Annotated in this window: 17 protein-coding genes; 8 read left to right on the top strand and 9 right to left on the bottom strand. The window is 52.1% G+C overall.

Features of this window, described 5'->3' with window-relative positions; genetic code table 11:
- The first annotated feature begins 12 nt into the window (after positions 1-12).
- Positions 13-1353, top strand: coding sequence for a Tol-Pal system beta propeller repeat protein TolB (gene tolB / locus ABJU74_RS04210; RefSeq protein ID WP_348385152.1), 1341 nt, complete (start codon positions 13-15; stop codon positions 1351-1353).
- A gap of 81 nt (positions 1354-1434) precedes the next feature.
- The gene (gene pal / locus ABJU74_RS04205; protein ID WP_348385004.1) at positions 1435-1944 is read left to right on the top strand and encodes a peptidoglycan-associated lipoprotein Pal; all 510 of its coding nucleotides are present in this window, start codon (positions 1435-1437) and stop codon (positions 1942-1944) included.
- Positions 1945-2017: 73 nt separating this feature from the next.
- Here pal and ABJU74_RS04200 read toward each other — a convergent pair whose 3' ends face one another.
- The 3 genes from ABJU74_RS04200 to ABJU74_RS04190 all read right to left on the bottom strand — a co-directional run bounded on the left by ABJU74_RS04200 (position 2018) and on the right by ABJU74_RS04190 (position 6028).
- A complete protein-coding gene (locus ABJU74_RS04200) occupies positions 2018-2314 on the bottom strand; it encodes a hypothetical protein (RefSeq protein ID WP_348385003.1) in 297 nt (98 codons plus the stop codon).
- 37 nt (positions 2315-2351) lie between these two features.
- Positions 2352-5270 carry a pitrilysin family protein gene (locus ABJU74_RS04195; RefSeq protein ID WP_348385002.1) on the bottom strand — a complete coding sequence of 973 codons (2919 nt, stop codon included), beginning with the start codon at positions 5268-5270 and terminating at the stop codon, positions 2352-2354.
- A 131-nt stretch (positions 5271-5401) separates the two neighbouring features.
- Complete coding sequence (locus tag ABJU74_RS04190; protein ID WP_348385000.1) at positions 5402-6028, bottom strand: methyltransferase domain-containing protein; 627 nt, start codon at positions 6026-6028, stop codon at positions 5402-5404.
- 103 nt (positions 6029-6131) lie between these two features.
- Here ABJU74_RS04190 and ABJU74_RS04185 point away from each other — a divergent pair, with 103 nt between their 5' ends.
- Positions 6132-6479 (top strand): antibiotic biosynthesis monooxygenase, encoded by a 348-nt coding sequence (locus ABJU74_RS04185; protein WP_348384999.1) that lies wholly within the window; start codon positions 6132-6134, stop codon positions 6477-6479.
- Between the two features lie 7 nt (positions 6480-6486).
- Positions 6487-7851 (top strand): MFS transporter, encoded by a 1365-nt coding sequence (locus ABJU74_RS04180; protein WP_348384997.1) that lies wholly within the window; start codon positions 6487-6489, stop codon positions 7849-7851.
- 43 nt (positions 7852-7894) lie between these two features.
- Here ABJU74_RS04180 and ABJU74_RS04175 read toward each other — a convergent pair whose 3' ends face one another.
- Positions 7895-10231, bottom strand: a complete 2337-nt coding sequence (locus ABJU74_RS04175) for a CDC48 family AAA ATPase (RefSeq protein WP_348384996.1) — start codon at positions 10229-10231, stop codon at positions 7895-7897.
- A 353-nt stretch (positions 10232-10584) separates the two neighbouring features.
- Between ABJU74_RS04175 and ABJU74_RS04170 the strand changes: the two genes are divergently transcribed.
- Entirely contained in the window at positions 10585-11463 is an 879-nt protein-coding gene (locus tag ABJU74_RS04170; protein WP_348384995.1) for a LysR substrate-binding domain-containing protein, read from the top strand.
- 176 nt (positions 11464-11639) lie between these two features.
- A complete protein-coding gene (locus ABJU74_RS04165) occupies positions 11640-11894 on the top strand; it encodes a hypothetical protein (RefSeq protein ID WP_348384994.1) in 255 nt (84 codons plus the stop codon).
- Between the two features lie 85 nt (positions 11895-11979).
- Here the strand turns inward: ABJU74_RS04165 and ABJU74_RS04160 are convergent, their stop codons facing one another.
- Positions 11980-13374, bottom strand: coding sequence for a Mur ligase family protein (locus ABJU74_RS04160; protein WP_348384992.1), 1395 nt, complete (start codon positions 13372-13374; stop codon positions 11980-11982).
- Positions 13375-13448: 74 nt separating this feature from the next.
- Here ABJU74_RS04160 and ABJU74_RS04155 point away from each other — a divergent pair, with 74 nt between their 5' ends.
- Positions 13449-14282: an LD-carboxypeptidase gene (locus ABJU74_RS04155; protein WP_348384991.1), complete on the top strand. Its 834-nt coding sequence runs from the start codon at positions 13449-13451 to the stop codon at positions 14280-14282.
- Positions 14283-14295: 13 nt separating this feature from the next.
- Here the strand turns inward: ABJU74_RS04155 and ABJU74_RS04150 are convergent, their stop codons facing one another.
- The 4 genes from ABJU74_RS04150 to ABJU74_RS04135 are packed head-to-tail and all read right to left on the bottom strand — an operon-like array spanning position 14296 to position 16667.
- Positions 14296-14859 (bottom strand): carboxymuconolactone decarboxylase family protein, encoded by a 564-nt coding sequence (locus tag ABJU74_RS04150; protein WP_348384990.1) that lies wholly within the window; start codon positions 14857-14859, stop codon positions 14296-14298.
- Entirely contained in the window at positions 14859-15755 is an 897-nt protein-coding gene (gene yghU / locus ABJU74_RS04145; RefSeq protein WP_348384989.1) for a glutathione-dependent disulfide-bond oxidoreductase, read from the bottom strand. The genes ABJU74_RS04150 and yghU overlap by 1 nt, the downstream gene beginning before the upstream one ends.
- 21 nt (positions 15756-15776) lie before the next feature.
- Positions 15777-16208, bottom strand: coding sequence for a hypothetical protein (locus ABJU74_RS04140; protein WP_348384988.1), 432 nt, complete (start codon positions 16206-16208; stop codon positions 15777-15779).
- Between the two features lie 9 nt (positions 16209-16217).
- Positions 16218-16667: a peptidylprolyl isomerase gene (locus ABJU74_RS04135; protein ID WP_348384986.1), complete on the bottom strand. Its 450-nt coding sequence runs from the start codon at positions 16665-16667 to the stop codon at positions 16218-16220.
- A 180-nt stretch (positions 16668-16847) separates the two neighbouring features.
- On the opposite strand from ABJU74_RS04135, the gene mgtE reads away from it, so the two are divergent.
- On the top strand, positions 16848-18257 hold the full coding sequence (gene mgtE, locus ABJU74_RS04130) for a magnesium transporter (RefSeq protein ID WP_348384985.1): 1410 nt from the start codon (positions 16848-16850) through the stop codon (positions 18255-18257).
- Positions 18258-18260: the final 3 nt, after the last annotated feature.

The raw sequence follows: 18260 nt of genomic DNA, 5'->3' as shown, positions 1-18260 counted from the left end.
GAGGGAAACATGATGATTTTCAGCTTGTTCAAAGACCGCACCCTTTCCGCCGTTGCCGGGACTATTGCGCTATTCTTCAGCACGCCGGCCGCCGCTCAACTGACCGGTTCGGTGACCGCAGAAGGCGATAATCAACTGGTGATTGCCGTTCCCGGATTGCCCACCCCCCAAAGCACGAACACTGCCGCTGGATCGACGGCCGAACTGGGCAATAAGATTAGCGATGTGATTGTCAGCGACCTGCGCTCCAGCGGATTGTTTCAACCCGTTGGCCGCAGCCAAGTGCGGACGATCAGCTTCAATGAAGTCACTGCACCGCAATTTCCCTATTGGACGACCACCAATGCATCGGCGTTGATCCAAGGGTTTGTTCGCTCCAATAATGACGGCAAATTGACCGTCGGCTGTTATCTTTACGATGTCGCGTTGGAAAGCGAATTGACTCGGCAAGGCTTTGTTGTCAATCCGCGCGATTGGCGCCGCGCTGCTCATAAATGCGCGGACAGCATCTATTCTCGTTTGACGGGTGAATCGCCGTTTTTCGACAGCCGCATTGCCTATATTGCAGAAACCGGTCCAAAAGATAATCGCCGTAAAAGACTAGCGATTATGGACAGCGACGGAGCCAATCACCGCTTTATCACCAACGGCCAGGCTACGGCGCTGACCCCGCGCTTTTCCCCCGATTATAAGCAGATTGTCTATTTGAGTTTTCTCGACGGTAATCCGCGCATCTATGTCTATGAAATTGGCACCGGGCGACAGAGGCTGATTACCCAAAGCACCAATCCAACCTTTGCGCCGCGTTGGTCTCCGGATGGCAAAACCATACTCTATTCCATGGCCATTGCCGGCAATACCGACATTTACAAAGTATCTGCACAAGGCGGTGAACCCACCCGCCTGACCTTTTCGCCGGGCATTGATATTGGTGGTAGCTTTTCACCCGACGGCAGTCGGATTGTGTTTGAAAGTGATCGATCGGGCAGCCAGCAACTTTATGTGATGAGCGCCAACGGCGGTAACGAACGGCGGATCAGCTTTGGCGGCGGCCGCTTTGCAACGCCGGAATGGAGTCCGCGTGGAGATTTAATTGCCTTTACCAAAATTGCCGGTAATTTCCGTGTCGGAGTGATGACACCTAGCGGCAGCGGACAGCGGCTGTTGACCAATAGCTGGCAGGATGAAGCACCGACCTGGGCACCCAATGGCCGGATCATCCAATTTTTCCGCACCACACGCGGCAGCGGCAAAACCGGAATCTGGCAAGTCGATCTCACGGGGAAGAATGAGCGGCAATTGCCCACTCCGGTCAATGGTTCAGATCCCGCATGGGGACCCTTGCTTCCGTAACAAGACCTTCCAACAAATTTGAGACAAGCCACTGAAAAAAAGCTATAACTACCCCAAGGGCAATAGACTAGGAGCAGACATATGAGAAAATATACGACCCCCCTGCTGATCACCACCAGCCTCGTTTTGGCCGGTTGTGCGAAAAAAGCACCCGATGAACTGCCGCCGCCGCCTGCGGGCACTGCGCAACCGACGGCCCCTGTCGCGCCATCTGGCCCTGGCTATGCACCAGGATCCCAAGGCGACTTTCTAGCCAACACCATGTCTGATCGAATTTTATTCGATACCGATCGCTATAATGTTGATTCTCAAGATCAAGTGGTCTTGCAAAGTCAGGCCCAATGGTTGGCTCAGCACCCCAATGCGCGCATTACTATTGAAGGCCATGCCGATGAGCGGGGAACCCGGGACTATAATCTGGCCTTGGGCGAACGCCGCGCCAATGCCGCTAAAAACTATCTAGCATCCTTGGGCGTAAGTCCGAACCGGATGACGACGGTTAGCTTCGGTAAGGAACGGCCCGAAGCGCTCGGCTCAAACGAATCAGCTTGGGCACAAAATCGCCGTGCGGTGAGCATCGTCGTTCAATAATCTAATATCCCAGTCAAAGAAAAGGCCGCTAACCCGATTAGGCAGCGGCCTTTTTCCTATCTGATTTAAAAGCTTATTTCCGGGTACCGGTCATAGCCATTTCACCAAAAGCACCCGCGTTGACAGAACCTGTCAATGTGTCGCCTTCAATGGTTGCTGTGCCTTCCAACTTCATCGGCATTGGCACGGTCATATTCATGACCCATGTTAGAGTGTTGCCATCAATCTTGCCATCTTCCAATTCCATGGAACCCATAGCGCCTTCGTTTTTACCGGTAAAAGTGTCGCCATCGGTGACAATGGTAACAACAGAGGCTTGGTCGCCCATGGGGGATTTGGTTACGCAATCATAAGAACCATCAATAGACATATCATTCTCCTTTTAATTCAGAACCTTGATCCAACGATCAATCTTGACCAACCGCCGAATCATTAGCACTGGTTGCCTTACTAACATCAGTGTCACCAGCTTCATAGCCGCGATATTCAATCGGCATATTCAGCGCTTCCAGTTGCGATTTAATTTTGTCGGCATCGCCAACAATGACCCAAGTGAATTTATCGGGGTCGATTGCGCCGGCCATTGCTGTGTTGAGATCATCAGCCGTCAGCTTCTTGTAGCGATCGGCGACGGTTTCGGCATAGTTAGACGGACGCTTGAACATGACGTCGCCTTGCATTTGTCCCAGCACGCGGCGAGATTGTTCAAACTGACCGGGAAGCTGGCGGACATTGCCGTTCACTGTGCGCTCCAGTTCCGCTTGAGTCACGCCATTATCACCAAGAAAATCCTTTACCTGACTCATGATTGCAGCGACCGCTGGACCAGTTTGATTGGTTTGCACCGGAGCCCGCATAATATAGGGAACATCGTGTTCGCCGCGCAAAATCGAATTGCGCGTACCGTAACTCCACCCCTTGGTCTCGCGCAAATCCATGTTGATCCGGGACAGGAAATTTCCGCCCAATATTTCATTGGCGGCATTGAGGGTAAGCAGATCGTCGGTCCCTTTTACCGGCAAGACCTGCCCCGCCAAAATCAACGATTGCGGGGAATTGGCGCGGTGAATAACCACAATTTTGCCTTCGGCTTCTGGAATAGCCGCATCGAAATTTTTCGCTGGCGCCATCGGACCGGTCCCGGACCACTGGCCAAAGCGCATCTCCAATTTCTCGATCAACGCCTGGCGATCAATCTTGCCCACCGCAAAGATGGTGGCATTTTCTGGGCGCATCCAGCTTTGATGGAAGGTCACTAAATCGTCTCGGGTGAGCGCTGATACCGATGTCTTTGTCCCATTGCCGGAAAGCCCCCGTCCATAAGGATGAGCCGTGCCGAATATGAGTGGTGGCAGCGCATTGGTTGCCACGCTGCGCGGATTGCTCTCTTCCCGGTCAATCGCTGTCAATTGCTGCACCCGGATACGTTCAATATCTTCGGCATTGAAAGCAGGATTTTTAACAATATCCGCCATCAGGTCGAGCGCGGCATCAAGATTGGGGTTGACCGCGCTGAGATTGACACTGGTCCGATCCCGTCCACCGCCGACGCTCACATTCGCGCCCAAGCGCTCCTGTTCTTCGGCAATGGCAACCGAAGTCAAGCTGGTTGTGCCCTCCTCCATCATCGCGGTGGTGAAATTGTGCAATCCAATTTTATGAGCGGGGTCTGCGGTCGCGCCGGCATTGAAGGACAAGCTTATCCGCGTCATCGGAACCGCATCACGGGCCGCAAAATAGACTTTTATTCCGTTGGACAAAGTCGCAGTTTCCACGTCCGGAAAATCGACATTGGGCACTTCACCAACCGGAGGCAGTGAAGACCGATCAACCACAACATTGGAGGACTGCGCATTGCCATCTTGGGTGTAAAATGCGGGTGCCGTCAAAACGCCAGTGCGTGATCCCTGCCCAGATTGCACTTCTTGATAGGCCTCGCGTTCACCAGGTACCACGCGCAGTCCAACGACAGGACGCGTCAGCCATTTTTTCATCGCTGCGGTGACCGAAGCTGGCGTTGCGGAAGCCAATCGCACCAATTCCTTTTTATAATATTCTGGGTCGTTCGAATATAATTCACCTTGCGCCAAAGCCGTGGCCTTGCCGTTAAAACCGCCCACTTGTTCGAGGCCGGAAATCCGCGCGGCAGCATCGCGGGTCGCGACCCGCTGCACTTCATCTTCTGTCGGACCATTTTCGATGAAATCCGCGACAATCTCATCCAGTCTTTTAGCAACCACATCCGCGTCTTCACCCGGTTTTACATCCGCTTGAATGTTGACCAGGCTGCCATGGACAAAGGGTATGATAAAGGCGGAAACAGCAACCGCATTTTTCTCTTCGCGGACCATGATATTGTCGAGCCGCGAACTGGCCAGTCCGCCCAAAACGGTCAGCCCAACATCCAGCGGCGTGTAATCCGGATCATTAAGCCCCGGTACCACCCAATTGCGATAGATACGTGTGGTGGCGACCTTGTCTTGCATCACATCGTAAACCGGCTTGTCCAAGGTCGGCAATGCCGGATTGAGTTGAGGGATCGGCTTGCCTTTGGCAATCGCCCCGAACCATTTTTCCACCAATGGTTTTGCCGAAGCGGCATCAATATCACCGGCCAAAACCAAAATGGCATTATTGGGGCCATAATGATCTGTGAACCATTGTTTCATATCATCCAGCGACGCGGCCTCTAGGTCTTCCAGCGAACCAATAGTGCTATGACCATAAGGATGGCTATCATCGGGAAATAATAGCTCGGTCTGACGATAGCTGACCAACCCGTACGGCCGATTATCACCCTGCCGTTTTTCGTTGGAAACCACGCCTATCTGATTATCGAGTTTTTCTTGGGTGACCGCGCCCAGCAAATGGCCCATGCGATCGCTTTCAAGAAACAGCGCCACCTCAAGAGCAGATTTCGGAACGGTCTGAAAATAATTTGTGCGGTCAAGCCAGGTGGTGCCGTTGAGATCGGTTGCGCCGATCTGCCGTAGCGGTTCAAAATAATCTCCTGGTGCATTTTCCGAGCCGTTGAACATGATATGCTCGAACAAATGCGCATAGCCGGTCTTGCCTTTGGGTTCATGGGCAGAGCCAACACCATACCAAATGGAGACGGCCACAATCGGCGCCTTGCGGTCCGTATGGACCAGAACTTTCAAGCCATTATCAAGCGTGAACCGCTCATAAGGAATATCAACAGCATCAACCAGTGCACTGACAGGCGCTGGTTTCGCGCTTTTGTGATCATCGGCATAAACAGGGGCCGCAAAGCTCAAGGCGGTTGAAGTGAGCGCGATAGCAATCGTGCGGGTAAAGCGTGACATCCGGATATCCTCTTCAAAATTTGGTATAGTTCGCAACTACTATGAACGTTCGGACTTGTCGCGCAAGTCCTGTTTGATCTTCGACGAACAACATATCCATGTCGACCAACGACACAGACGAACAGGAATGTCTATTCCTTCTTCCAGCCCCAGAATAAATGGCAGGGCAAGATGTTCCAAAGCGAATAGCCTTTGTCGATCTGATCGAAATGTGGCGCCATAAAATCCCGCGCGCGCTTGACAAATTGATAGACAAGAAACGCGCCGCCTGGCCGCAATGCTGCATAAGTTTCTTCAGCGATTTTCGGCCCCAGTTGATTGGGCAAAGTAGAAAATGGCAAGCCGGACAAAATATAATCCGCTTTTTCATGCCCGAGATCCCGCAGAATATTTTGAACATCAGCAGCTGACCCGTGAATGGGATAAAAACGACTGTCGCCAATTGTCTTGCTGAGATAGCCAATAAAATCGGGGTTAAGATCTATCACGATCAAAGTTGCATCTGGCTTCAAACGCTCCAGCACCGGCCGACAAAATGTCCCTACGCCCGGACCATATTCGACAAAAACGTCGCATTCGGCCCAATTGACCGGCTCCAGCATTTTTTTCACGGTTGTGGCAGAGGATGGAATAATCGACCCGACCATAACCGGATGTTTGACAAAGCCTTTAAAAAAAACTCCCCAGGCCCCAAATGTGCGCGCTGCGCGCAGTTTGATTCGGTCCCAAACTGGGGCTTTTGCTATGCTATTGGTCAACCAAAATCTCCCGCCATCCTATCACTGTCCTATTAAACCAGAACAGTCAGCGTATCAAACATCTTCGCGCTTGTCCGGGGCACAAAGAAGGCTAAAAGGAACAATGGAATTATATCCCCCCGGTTCGATCGCAGTAATATTTTGTGCTCAACGGACAAAGGTTGATGACGAAGCCTATGCCGCAGCGGCCGGAGTCATGAGCGATTTAGCCGCTCAACAAAGCGGGTATCTCGGACAGGACAGCACCCGATCGGCTGATGGTCTTGGCATCACGGTCAGCTATTGGGAAAATGATGCCGCTGCGCAAGCCTGGCGCGATCACCCTGTGCACAGTGCGATCAGAGATCAAGGCCGCGGCAAATGGTATGAAAGCTATACCCTACATGTCGCCCGCATTGAACGCAGCTATGACTGGAATAAATCTGGGATTGAAAAAAATAGCGTGCCATAGAGCGCTGATGGCCGATTCTTCCTCCCACATATCTGCTGAAAAAAAGCATAAGACAATCGACAATACACGGATGACGGTGCTTTTTGCGGTGATGCTGGTAACGGCATCGGGCAATACGGCCATGCAATCAATCTTGCCGACCATCGGGACACAGCTAAATATTCCCGATTTCTGGGTCAGCGCCGCGTTTAGCTGGTCGGCATTATTGTGGGTCTACACAGCCCCAAAATGGGCCCGGCTTTCCGACCATCGCGGGCGCAAAGCGTTGATGCGATTGGGCATGATCGGATTTACCGCTTCCATGGCGTTGGCAGGCCTAGCACTCTTCCTTGGCCTTCTGGGCTGGTATAGCGCGCTGTGGACCTTCATATTATTTGCGATATTCCGCAGTCTCTATGGCGGGCTTGGATCCGCAGCACCGCCGGCGGTTCAGGCATATGTCGCCGCCCGAACGCCGCGCGCCGATCGCACCAAAGCGCTCTCGCTCATTTCTTCCTCTTTTGGCCTCGGCACCATTGTTGGGCCTGCAATTGCCCCCTTGTTAATCCTGCCTGTCCTCGGTCTCTCCAGCCCGATGCTTGCTTTTGCCCTTATCGGCATTGCGGTGATGATCGCCCTAGCGCTCAAACTACCCAATGATGATCCCGGCTTTGAAGCCCGCGGTGTGGTTACCTCAGAACCCTATAGCTCGGCCCCTTCATCCGGCAGTTTGAAAGATGATGGTGAAGAGGATCAACCGATTGGCAAGCCTTCGCAAAGCGCAATACCTCCGCGATTGCGTTGGGGCGATAATCGGATCAAGCCCTGGTTGATAACCGGTATCATGGGCGGCAATGCTCATGCCGTTGTTTTGGGAGTGATCGGGTTTCTGATTCTCGACCGTTTGGGCCTGAGAGAAGATCCCAAAACGGCAATTGAAATGACCGGCATTGTTCTCATGTCCGGAGCTGCAGCAACCTTGCTGGCCCAATGGGGGCTTATTCCGCTATTGCAAATGGGACCGCGCTCTTCGGTTTTGTGGGGTATGCTGTTGGCAGGCTTGGGTTGCTTTGCCATTGCCTTGTCCAGCGGCCTGTTCGGAATCATAATAGGCTTTGCTGTCAGCTCACTGGGATTTGGTCTGTTCCGCCCAGGCTTTACCGCAGGCGCATCGCTTGCGGTGAACCGTTCCGAACAAAATGGTGTGGCCGGCATTGTTGCATCGGTCAACGGCATGGCCTTTATTGCTTCACCCGCTCTGGGCGTGCTCATCTACACCTATAATAGCGCCTTGCCCTTCTGGATCGCTGTGACCATGTGCCTGTTCATATTCGGCTGGGGCCTCAAGAGCTTGCAACTGGATGATGATCAAGCGATCGACGCCAAACCCTGATCCGGCCAATATCTAGCCTCTAACCCAGGCTATGCGGACCGGGTCAGATGTCATGTTTGCTATCTTTGACCGGCGTCAACATGCCGGGTGACACAAAGCCAATCGGTTCGGCGCGCATCGCATTTTGCTTCAATTCCGCCTCCATCTTGGAATATTCCTCTTCCATTTCCGGCGTTACCGACGCGCGACTATCCTGCAAAGCGCGTTCAAAATGTTTCATCGACACGGTTTCGACCAATCCGCCATGTTCGCGCAAGGCATAGAGGCCCGCTCGTCGGACCAAATCTTCTAGGTCCGCTCCTGAATAGCGCTCAGCGCGTTCAGCAATCTCATCGAGATCGACATCTTTACCAATGGGCATTTTGGCCGTGTGAATAGCCAATATCCGGCGGCGCCCATCTTTTTCCGGGACAGGGACATATACCAGTTCGTCAAACCGGCCGGGACGGAGCAAGGCCGGATCAACAAGACCGGGCCGGTTGGTTGCTCCGATGAGGATGACCGATTGCATTTCTTCGAGCCCATCCATTTCGGCCAGAATCGTATTGACCACACGTTCGGTCACTTGCGGTTCACCCATGCCGCGTCCCCGCGCAGGAACGAGACTATCAATCTCATCGATAAACAAGACCGTCGGTGCCACTTGGCGCGCCCGGGCAAAAAGCCGCGCAATTTGTTGCTCGCTTTCACCATACCATTTGGACAAGAGATCGCTCGACTTGGTCGCGATAAAATTGGCTTCTGCTTCGCGCGCGACGGCTTTAGCCAATAACGTCTTTCCGGTCCCCGGAGGCCCATAGAGCAAAAATCCCTTGGCTGGCCGGATGCCCAATCTGGTGAAGGCTTCGGGATTTTTCATCGGCAATTCAATGCCTTCTTTCAACCGCATTTGCGCATCATCCAGACCACCAATATCTTCCCAACGGACATCGGGGGCTTGGACCATGACTTCCCGCATAGCCGATGGTTGAACCCGCTTCAGCGCCTCGACAAAATCATCGCGGCGGACGACCAATTCTTCTAGCACATCCGCAGGAACCGCTTCGGCTTCCAAGTCCAGTTTCGGCATGATCCGGCGAACCGCTTCAATCGCGGCCTCGCGCGTCAGAGCAGCAAGATCCGCGCCGACAAATCCATAAGTCGTTTTCGCCAAAGCGGTCAAATCAACTGCCGGCTCCAGCGGCATGCCGCGCGTATGGATTCCCAAAATTTCTTTGCGTCCGCGGACATCCGGAACACCGACCACAATTTCCCGGTCAAAACGGCCGGGGCGGCGCAAAGCTTCATCAATCGCTTCGGGACGATTGGTTGCCGCGATGACCACGAGGTTTAGCCGGGATTCCAACCCATCCATTAAGGTTAGCAATTGAGCAACAAGACGCTTTTCGGTCTCGCCCTGCACTTCTCCGCGCTTCGGTGCGATAGAATCAATTTCATCAATGAACAATATGGACGGGGCCGCCTTGGTTGCCGCCTCAAAAATTTCCCGCAATTTCTTTTCGGATTCGCCATAAGCGGAACCCATGATTTCAGGCCCGTTGATCAGGAAAAATTCAGCATCACTTTCATTCGCCACCGCACGCGCTAGGCGGGTTTTGCCGGTGCCTGGAGGGCCATGGAGCAAGACACCGCGTGGTGGATCGACTCCGAGACGGGTAAAGAGCTGCGGATAGCGCAGCGGCAACTCGACCATTTCACGCAACTGATCAATCGTCTGATGCAGTCCGCCAATATCATCATAGGTTACATCGGCCCGGCGATGCTCGGTTGATTCTTCATATTCCGGACGCAGTTCCACTTCCGTATTTTCGTCAATATGGACAAAGCCCTTGGGTACAGTAGACACCACCATCAGGCGTATTTGCGTCAGCGAAAAGGCAGGAGCCGCGAGCATTTGCTGCAATTGCGGTGGCATGTCGCTGCGATCGACTTGCTGCTGTCCGTGAGTAGCCACAAAATCACCAGCGTTTAGCGGCCGGCCCATGAAACTGCGCTTCAGTCCCGCGCCACTGCCATGCAAACGCAGGTCCTTTTGCGCCGGAGCAAAGACAACCTTCTTGGCTGGCTTGGAATCCACTTTGCGAATTTCGACAAAGTCACCCGATCCCACTCCCGCATTTGCGCGCTGGAGACCGTCAAGGCGGACAAAATCCAGACCTTCATCTTCAGGATAGGGCAAGACCGCCCGCGCAGGAGTCGCTTGCTTGCCGCCAATTTCGACGACATCGCCTTCCATCAAACCCAATTTGCTTAAATTGTCGCGAGACAAACGGGCAAGCCCGCGACCGCTATCTTCCGGCCGCGCATTGGCCACTTGCAATTTTAAAATTTGAGAATCCGCTTTCTGCTCGGAATCGGAATCGGATTTTGGATCAGACATTAGGGGAAATACTCCTGCCGTTCTTATTGTTTCCAATAAGATAAGGATAGAGTCACAAAATGCGACCCCGAATCTGAATGAACCTTGACCAAGGCCAGCAGGAATGGAGGATTTCAGGCAAAAAAAAGGCCAATCCCGAAGGACTGGCCTATAAAAGTTTTTAGGAGAGGATGCCTGAAAGGCCTGTTCTAAATGGCGGATAAGGGCTTATGTTGCAAGTGCGAAAAGAACATCGCCAGTTGCGTTCTATGCAACTCCAAAAACACACTTGTGACGGAAATTAGCCAATTATTGTAAAATAAGTGTAATTTTGCGTTGCACAATTCACAATTCCGTTGGATATTGCGCGCGCAATGCGACGTTTACCTCCCCTACGCGCCTTGGAAGCCTTTATTCGTGTAGCACGACTCGGCTCATCAAAGGCAGCAGCAGCCGAATTGGCGCTATCCGCACCGGCCTTGAGTCGGCGAATCAAATCTCTTGAAGATCATATCGGTAAGCCATTGTTCGAACGCCGCAATCAATCCATGCTGCTCAATGACGATGGCGAGCTGCTGCTGCAAGCCGTGGCGCCGGCGATAGAAACCATTGGTGAAGCTGTGGATCAAATGACCGTCAGCGGCGGCGATCTGCGGCTTCGGCTAGGCGTCCTGCCTCTTTTTGGCGCGACGCGACTGGTTCCGCGCTTACCGGAACTCAGAAAATTATATCCCAAGCTCCATATTGATGTCGACACATCCACCCATGCCGAGAATATGCTGGGTGATGTTATTGATGCCGCAATTATCATCGCCGATCATGTCGATCCCAATCTTTATGCCGTGAAATTGGATAGCAACAAAGTCTTTGCAATTGCCTCGACCGATTTAATCAGTGGCCCCAATGCCATTGAAGAGCCGCAAGATTTAAAACACCACAATGTGTTGATTCATAGCGATATGGCCAAAGCTTTTGATCAATGGAAAAAAGCGGTTGGCTTGCCCGATTTGGAGCCCGCAAGTGTCGACCAGATGAACAGCGGACCGTTGATGCTCGAAGCGGCGGCTCAAGGATTGGGCGTGGCTATCATGCATGGCGGCCATTTTTCAGATGCCAATGATCCAAGACTCGCTCGGCTTTTCGACTATGATATTGATAGCCCCTATTCTTATTGGTTTGTTTGTCGCAAACGCGACAAGAAAAACCGAGCTGTTCGAATTTTCCATGACTGGGTTGTAAAAGCGGGACTTTAAGCGACCAACCGTGCTGATTTGACCGCTGGCCGTCGATGACTTTCGCATCAATATGTGGTAAATACAAAAAATCGTCACGCATTTACGGCAATAAACGCCGTTAAACCAAATAATTAGCCTTTAATCTGTATTTTATTACAGATTAATACTGATTATTAAATAGTTGGAGATAATAAATGCGTTTCAATACTTTAGCTGTTTTAGCAGCTTTTTCCCTCTCTACTGCGCCGGTTCTGGCCCAGTCACAATCGCTCGCTCCGGCGTCCAGCGCAAAAGTTGAGCGCGTCTCTGCCACGCAAAACCAAGAGAATAATCTTGGTGGCGGGACCGATACAATATTGGCCGTGCTGGCAGGAGCCATTGCGATCGCGTTTATTACCCTGACCATCGTCAACAGCGACGATGATGATGATGCACCGGTCAGTCCCTGATTGCGGCGATTAGCCTCAATATCCATCCGATAGTTCACGCATGATCAGGCCTCGATTTCGAGGCCTGATTTGGTTGCACTGATTTTTAACTGTGCAGTTGCGCTAATATATCCTCCGCAAAAAGACTAAGCGTATCGTCCCTTGCACCCATGATGACGATCCGATCGCCCGGCTCTGCAATATCCACGATATGCGCACCACATTCGGCTCGATCCGCAATATGGAGGGCTAAACCCCCAGCCGCATTTACCGCATCGGTGATGAAAGCACTGCCGATGGACCGATCAACAGTACCGCCAAAATAAACCGGATCACATAATATAACCCGGTCATCCTTTTCCAATATTTCAACAAAAGTTTCAGCAAGCTCTGCTCCCATTTTATGAATAGGACCAAAGCCATGCGGCTGGAAAAACGCAATTACGCGTCCAGGAAAGGCTTTCATCGTCTTTAACGTCGCGGCAATTTTATCGGGATTATGCCCAAAATCATCGATCACACTGATAGTATTGGCGGTCCCCACAATATCGAAGCGACGCGCGAGCCCAGTAAATTTGGCCATGGCAGCGACACTCTCGGCGACCGCAATTCCCGCCGCCGATGCGGCGGCTATGGCCGCCAGCGCATTGGCAATATTGTGCATCCCGGGAACTTGAAGACTGACCGCATAATCTTTGTCGTCCACGGTTAATGTGAAGCGGCTACTTATGGGAGCTTCGACTATGTGGGATGCCCGGAAATCGGCATCTGGTGAAAAGCCGAAGCTTATTCCCGTTTCCATTGCCATTCCGGCGATCAAAGCCGCTGTTTCTGCGTCATCCTTATTCCAGACACATTGTTCAGCACCGCCAGCGAAATCACCAAAAAGCTGGCGCAGTTCCTCCAAACTTTTGTGATCAAGGCTGATATTGTTCAGCACCGCTATCTCCGGTTCAAAAAGCGCGATGGATCCGTCGCTTTCATCCACTTCGCTAACCATGAACTTACCGTCACCAACTCGAGAACTGGCAAAAGGGGCATCGTCGGCAACAAAATTTTTCATGACTGCGCCGTTCATGATGGTCGGGTCTGATCCGGCTTCGGTTAAAATCCAACCGATCATTCCGGTTACCGTAGATTTTCCGCTTGTCCCGCCAATCGCGATGCTGCGTGCCGTCGCGTTAAATTGCTCAGCCAGCAATTCGGCCCGAGTCATACGCGAACAGCCGAGACTATTGGCTTGAGCCACATCCGGAACGGTATCCTCAATAGCTGCCGAAGCGATCAAAATTTGGTCAGCTGAATGCAATCCACTGCCATCTTGGGGAAATAAGCCGATGCCTTTGGCTTGCAGCCATTCAAATTTGGCGGCCAGTCGCCCTTGATCCAGAGCGCGGTCTGATCCGGACACTTGCGCTCCATTTTCTCGTACGATCATCGCCAGAGGCAGCATGCCTGATCCGCCAATGCCGCAAAAATAATAGGATTTGTCTTTGGTCATATTCCCCCGCTATGGCCTTGGCAGCTTTTTGGCAATTATATTGGCGTAAAAATCCGGTAGGGGGATCAAATTTTATGGAAAAGATCAGAATTGGAATCTGCGCGCCCTCCACGCCCCTCTATCCCGAAGAAGCAGAACAGCTGATCGTATCGACCCGAAAAAGTCACCCCGCAGCCGAGTTAATTTTTCACGACCAATGCTTTGCCATTGAAGGCCATTTTGCTGGCTCTGATCAATTGCGCTCCGATGCTTTTGTCGCGCTGGCCAATGACCGTCATATTGATGCCCTTTGGTTTGCGCGGGGAGGCTACGGGGCCGCCCGCATTGCCGACGCGATTTTGTCGCGATTACAACCGGCCGCGCACGACAAACAATATATGGGCTATAGCGATGGCGGGAATTTATTAGGAGCGCTGTACAAAGCAGATATTGGCAGACAGGCGCACGGACCAATGCCGGTGGATATGAGACGCGAAAACGGTATGGCAGCGGTCGAGCGCGGATTAAATTGGTTGGTCCACCAAGATGAATCGAGCCTTGAAGCGCATGTCCAATCCGATCAGAAATATGCGGCCTTTAACTTAATGACTCTTGCCATGATGGTGGGGACACCGCTTTTGCCCGATTTGGATGGCCATATTTTGATGATCGAGGAAATTGCCGAATATCTTTATGCATTTGACCGCGCGCTGTTTAACGTCACTAGCCATTTGGCTGGCAAGGGCTTGGCTGGTCTGCGTCTCGGCCGGGTTAGTGAAGTACCGGAAAATAATCGTCCCTTTGGCGAGGAGGCCGAAGATATTGTCCAACGGCTGTGCGCGCGTTTTGATATTCCGTTTCTTGGCACGGCTGATATCGGTCATGACGTCGATAATAAAATTGTTCCGTTCGGCGCGTTGACCACCTAGTCCTGAAACTTGCTTATCCCCGCAAATCCGGGTCGAGTTTCAAGCCATCGTCCAATTGCACGCCAAAGCTGTTCAACATCATCGATACCTGCGTATATTGCCCCACGGTCATCACTAGATCCATGCGCTGCTTTTCAGTCAATTCTGCCAAGTCAGTCCATGTCGCATCGGAGATAAAGCTGTCATTTGTCAGCTCATCCGTCGCCCGCAACATGGCGGCTTCCAACGCTGTCCAGCCTGGAGCCTCCGGCCCGGCTTTGATCCGCTCAATTTCAGCGTCGCTTATCCCGCAATCTTTCCCAATACGAACATGCTGCGCCCATTCATAACCGGATTTCCAGTTAAATCCGGTGCGCAAAATGATCATCTCCCGTTCGCGTTCAGGCAGACTATTGTGGCGCGATAACATATAGCCGCCCCACCACATAAAGGCTTTGAATGCTCTTGGTGCCTTGGCCAATGTTCGGAAAATATTGAGCACGGGACCCTGTTGGAACCGTTCACCCAACATCGCCCGTTGCTCATCATTCATCTCTGCATCATCGAGCGGTCCTATGCGCGGTTGATTTAACCGCATTATTCCGGAGCAGCGACTTCACCGCGCGCGATCCGCTTGTCTAGCGTATTGGTTTCAAAATCGCTGGCATCATGGCGTTCATGCAATTGGGTTTCCGGCTCACCATAGGGCCGGTTGACCATCATACCGCGTTTTACGGCTGGACGTTCGCCCAGCTGCGCGGTCCAACGCTGAACATTTTTATAGTCTTGCACAGACAAAAATTCACCCGCTTCATAAAGAACGCCGCGCGCCAATCCGCCATACCATGGGAAAATTGCCATATCGGCAATGCTATATTCGTCCCCGGCGAAATATTCGTTATCAGCCAAATGCCGATCAAGAACATCCATCTGCCGCTTTACTTCCATTGCATAGCGGTTGATCGGATATTCGAATTTTTCCGGCGCATAAGCATAGAAATGCCCGAACCCGCCACCCAGAAATGGTGCGCTGCCCATTTGCCAAAATAGCCAATTCATTGCTTCGGTCCGCTTTGCCGGATCGGCTGGCAAGAATTTTTCAAATTTCTCGGCTAGATAAACCAGCATCGAACCGGATTCAAAAAGCCGTGTCGGCGGGGTGGTGCTATGGTCCATCAACGCCGGGATTTTACTATTGGGATTAATATCGACAAAGCCGCTGCTGAATTGCGAACCTTCACCAATATTGACCAACCACGCATCATATTCGGCGGCATCAAGACCGGCTTCCAGCAGTTCTTCGAACATGATCGTCACTTTCACACCATTGGGTGTGCCTAGCGAGTAGAGTTGAAACGGATGTTTGCCGACCGGTAATTCTTTATCATGGGTGGGGCCCGCTATTGGCCGGTTGATATTGGCGAAACGCCCGCCACTTTCACTGTCCCAGGTCCAAACTTTAGGAGGGGTATATTCAGTTGTGTTCTCGGTCATGGGCATATCTCCAAATCTAGTTCAGTTTTTGCGGAGGAAACGTGATGTTCTCCCGCGCAAGCCATCAATGTAGCTCAGCTTTTCTTCTGACACCGAAGACATCAGATAGCAGGTTTGTTTTTCTTTGCCGTGCAAAACGAATGCTTTGCCTTCCAGATCCGGCTTTTGCGTTTTGCAGCTGTCCACAAATATGATCGGCACGTCATATTGCGGATCGCCATCATAGGTATTTTGAAACCGACTACCATCGATCATGATGGTGTTTTTGGGGTCTTCGGTGGACGCCCAGCTGCCCTGCATTTCAGCAAGAAAACCTGTGTCCGCCGCCGCCGGGTCGATTACCACCGCAGATTTGGATTGATTGCTATTATCTTCTTCTCCAGCCGCGCAAGAGACCAGCGCCATGCTGCTCATAACGAGGCCGGAGAAAAATATCGCTTTCACGGTTTTCAAATCTACCGCTTAGCCGAGGGTGATGTTCTTAATCGAGCCAGGCTCAGCCGGTGGCTCGCCTTTTGGCAGCGCATCAACCGCATCCATCCCGCTGGTTACTTCGCCCCAGACGGTATATTGGCCATCGAGAAATCCAGCATCATCGAGACAGATGAAAAACTGGCTATTGGCACTGTTGGGGTCCATGGTCCGCGCCATCGAACATACGCCGCGACTATGCGGTGCATCACTAAATTCCGCAGGGATATCAGGCTTGTCTGAACCAGACATGCCCGTACCGGTTGGATCGCCGCCTTGCGCCATAAAGCCGTCAATCACGCGATGAAAAACGACGCCATCATAAAAGCCTTCCGAAGCGAGTTCGGTGATCCGCTCGACATGACCGGGCGCCAGATCAGGACGCAATTTAATTTCGACATCGCCAGTGTCGAGATGAAGGGTCATTTTTTCGTGCGCCATAGGCAATTCCTTTTCAAAGATGTTCAGTTCATAACTTGTCTGCGTCGCATATAGGCGGGCCGTTCAAAAAAATCACCCGCTGCTTTCGATAAATGTCACAAAAGATTGCAATTATGTCTGCACAGCTACTACAAACCTGACCAACAGTCCGTCCGAAATCCAAAAGAAGGGAGCCTCAATATGACAGAGATGACTGACGCTCCCGTTTCCGAAGATATCGCGCTCGCACGGCTTGATGATGACAATCGCCTAACCGATGCATTTGTCCAATCGGTTTCCGAAGCGGTTAAGGATGGCGATAGCAACCTCGCGCAGCAATTGGTCAATCCGTTGCACAATGCCGATATTGCCGACTTGTTCGAACTGGTCGATGAAGATGAACGGGCGCCGCTCGCTGGAGCATTGGGCGATTTGGTCAGCGCCGACGTTCTCGCGGAGATGAACGAACATGTTCGCGAAGATCTTATTGAAATTCTCGAACCGGGCCAAATTGCTGATCTGACAGAACAGCTTGAAACCGACGATGCCGTTGCGATTATCGAGGATCTCAAGGAAGGCGAACAACAGGCTGTCCTCGCCGAACTGGAGCCCGAAGACCGCGCCGCGATCGAAAGCGCGCTGACATATCCTGAAGAATCTGCTGGACGGATCATGCAACGGGATCTGGTGGCTGTTCCGGAACATATGAATGTCGGCCAGTTAATAGATTATCTGCGCGAACATGGCGATCTCACCACGGAATTTTGGGAAGTCTATGTTGTAGACCCTTCGCATAAACCAGTGGGAACATGCCAGCTAAGCTGGATCCTGCGGGTTCCGCGCGACATCGCAGTCGCCGATATCATGAAGCGCGAACAAACCTTGATACCCGTAGATATGGATCAGGAAGAAGTCGCGCTGCGCTTTCAAAAATATAATCTCATCTCAGCCGCCGTTGTTAACGAAGACGGCCGGCTAACCGGTATGATCACCGTGGATGATATTCTGCATATTGTGGAAGACGAAGCCAGCGAAGATGTTTTGCTGCTCTCCGGTGCCGGCGAAGGTGATATTAACGAGCCGATTCGCGACAGTTACAAAGCGCGCGTTCGGTGGTTGATAGCCAATCTTGCCACCGCGATGGTTGCCAGCTTTGTCATTTCGATATTCGGTGCCGCGATTGAACAAATGGTTGCCCTGGCGATATTAATGCCGATTGTAGCTTCTATCGGCGGCAATGCTGGTACGCAGACCATGGCGGTTTCAGTCCGCGCGCTGGCGATGAATGAACTGACCCGCTCCAATACCCGCAGAATCATTGTCCGAGAGTTTCGGATTGCCATTCTCAATGGCGGAACTCTGGCGATATTAATAGGGTTGGGAACAGCATTGGCTTTCTCCAATCCCATGCTCGGCGGCGTCATCGCGGCGGCCATGTTGATCAATATCGTCGTCGCGGGCTTTGCCGGGATATTTGTTCCGGTCATGCTGGAACGGATGAAACAGGATCCGGCGCTGGCGTCGTCCGTGTTCGTCACAATGATTACCGATACAATGGGTTTTCTCGCATTTCTGGGTTTGGCCGTAGCGAGCGGTCTGGTTGGTTTTTAGACG

The sequence above is a fragment of the Parasphingorhabdus sp. genome (genome assembly GCF_039982415.1).
In the GTDB taxonomy this organism is placed as follows: domain Bacteria; phylum Pseudomonadota; class Alphaproteobacteria; order Sphingomonadales; family Sphingomonadaceae; genus Parasphingorhabdus.
This window is presented reverse-complemented; position numbering and strand designations above follow the sequence as displayed.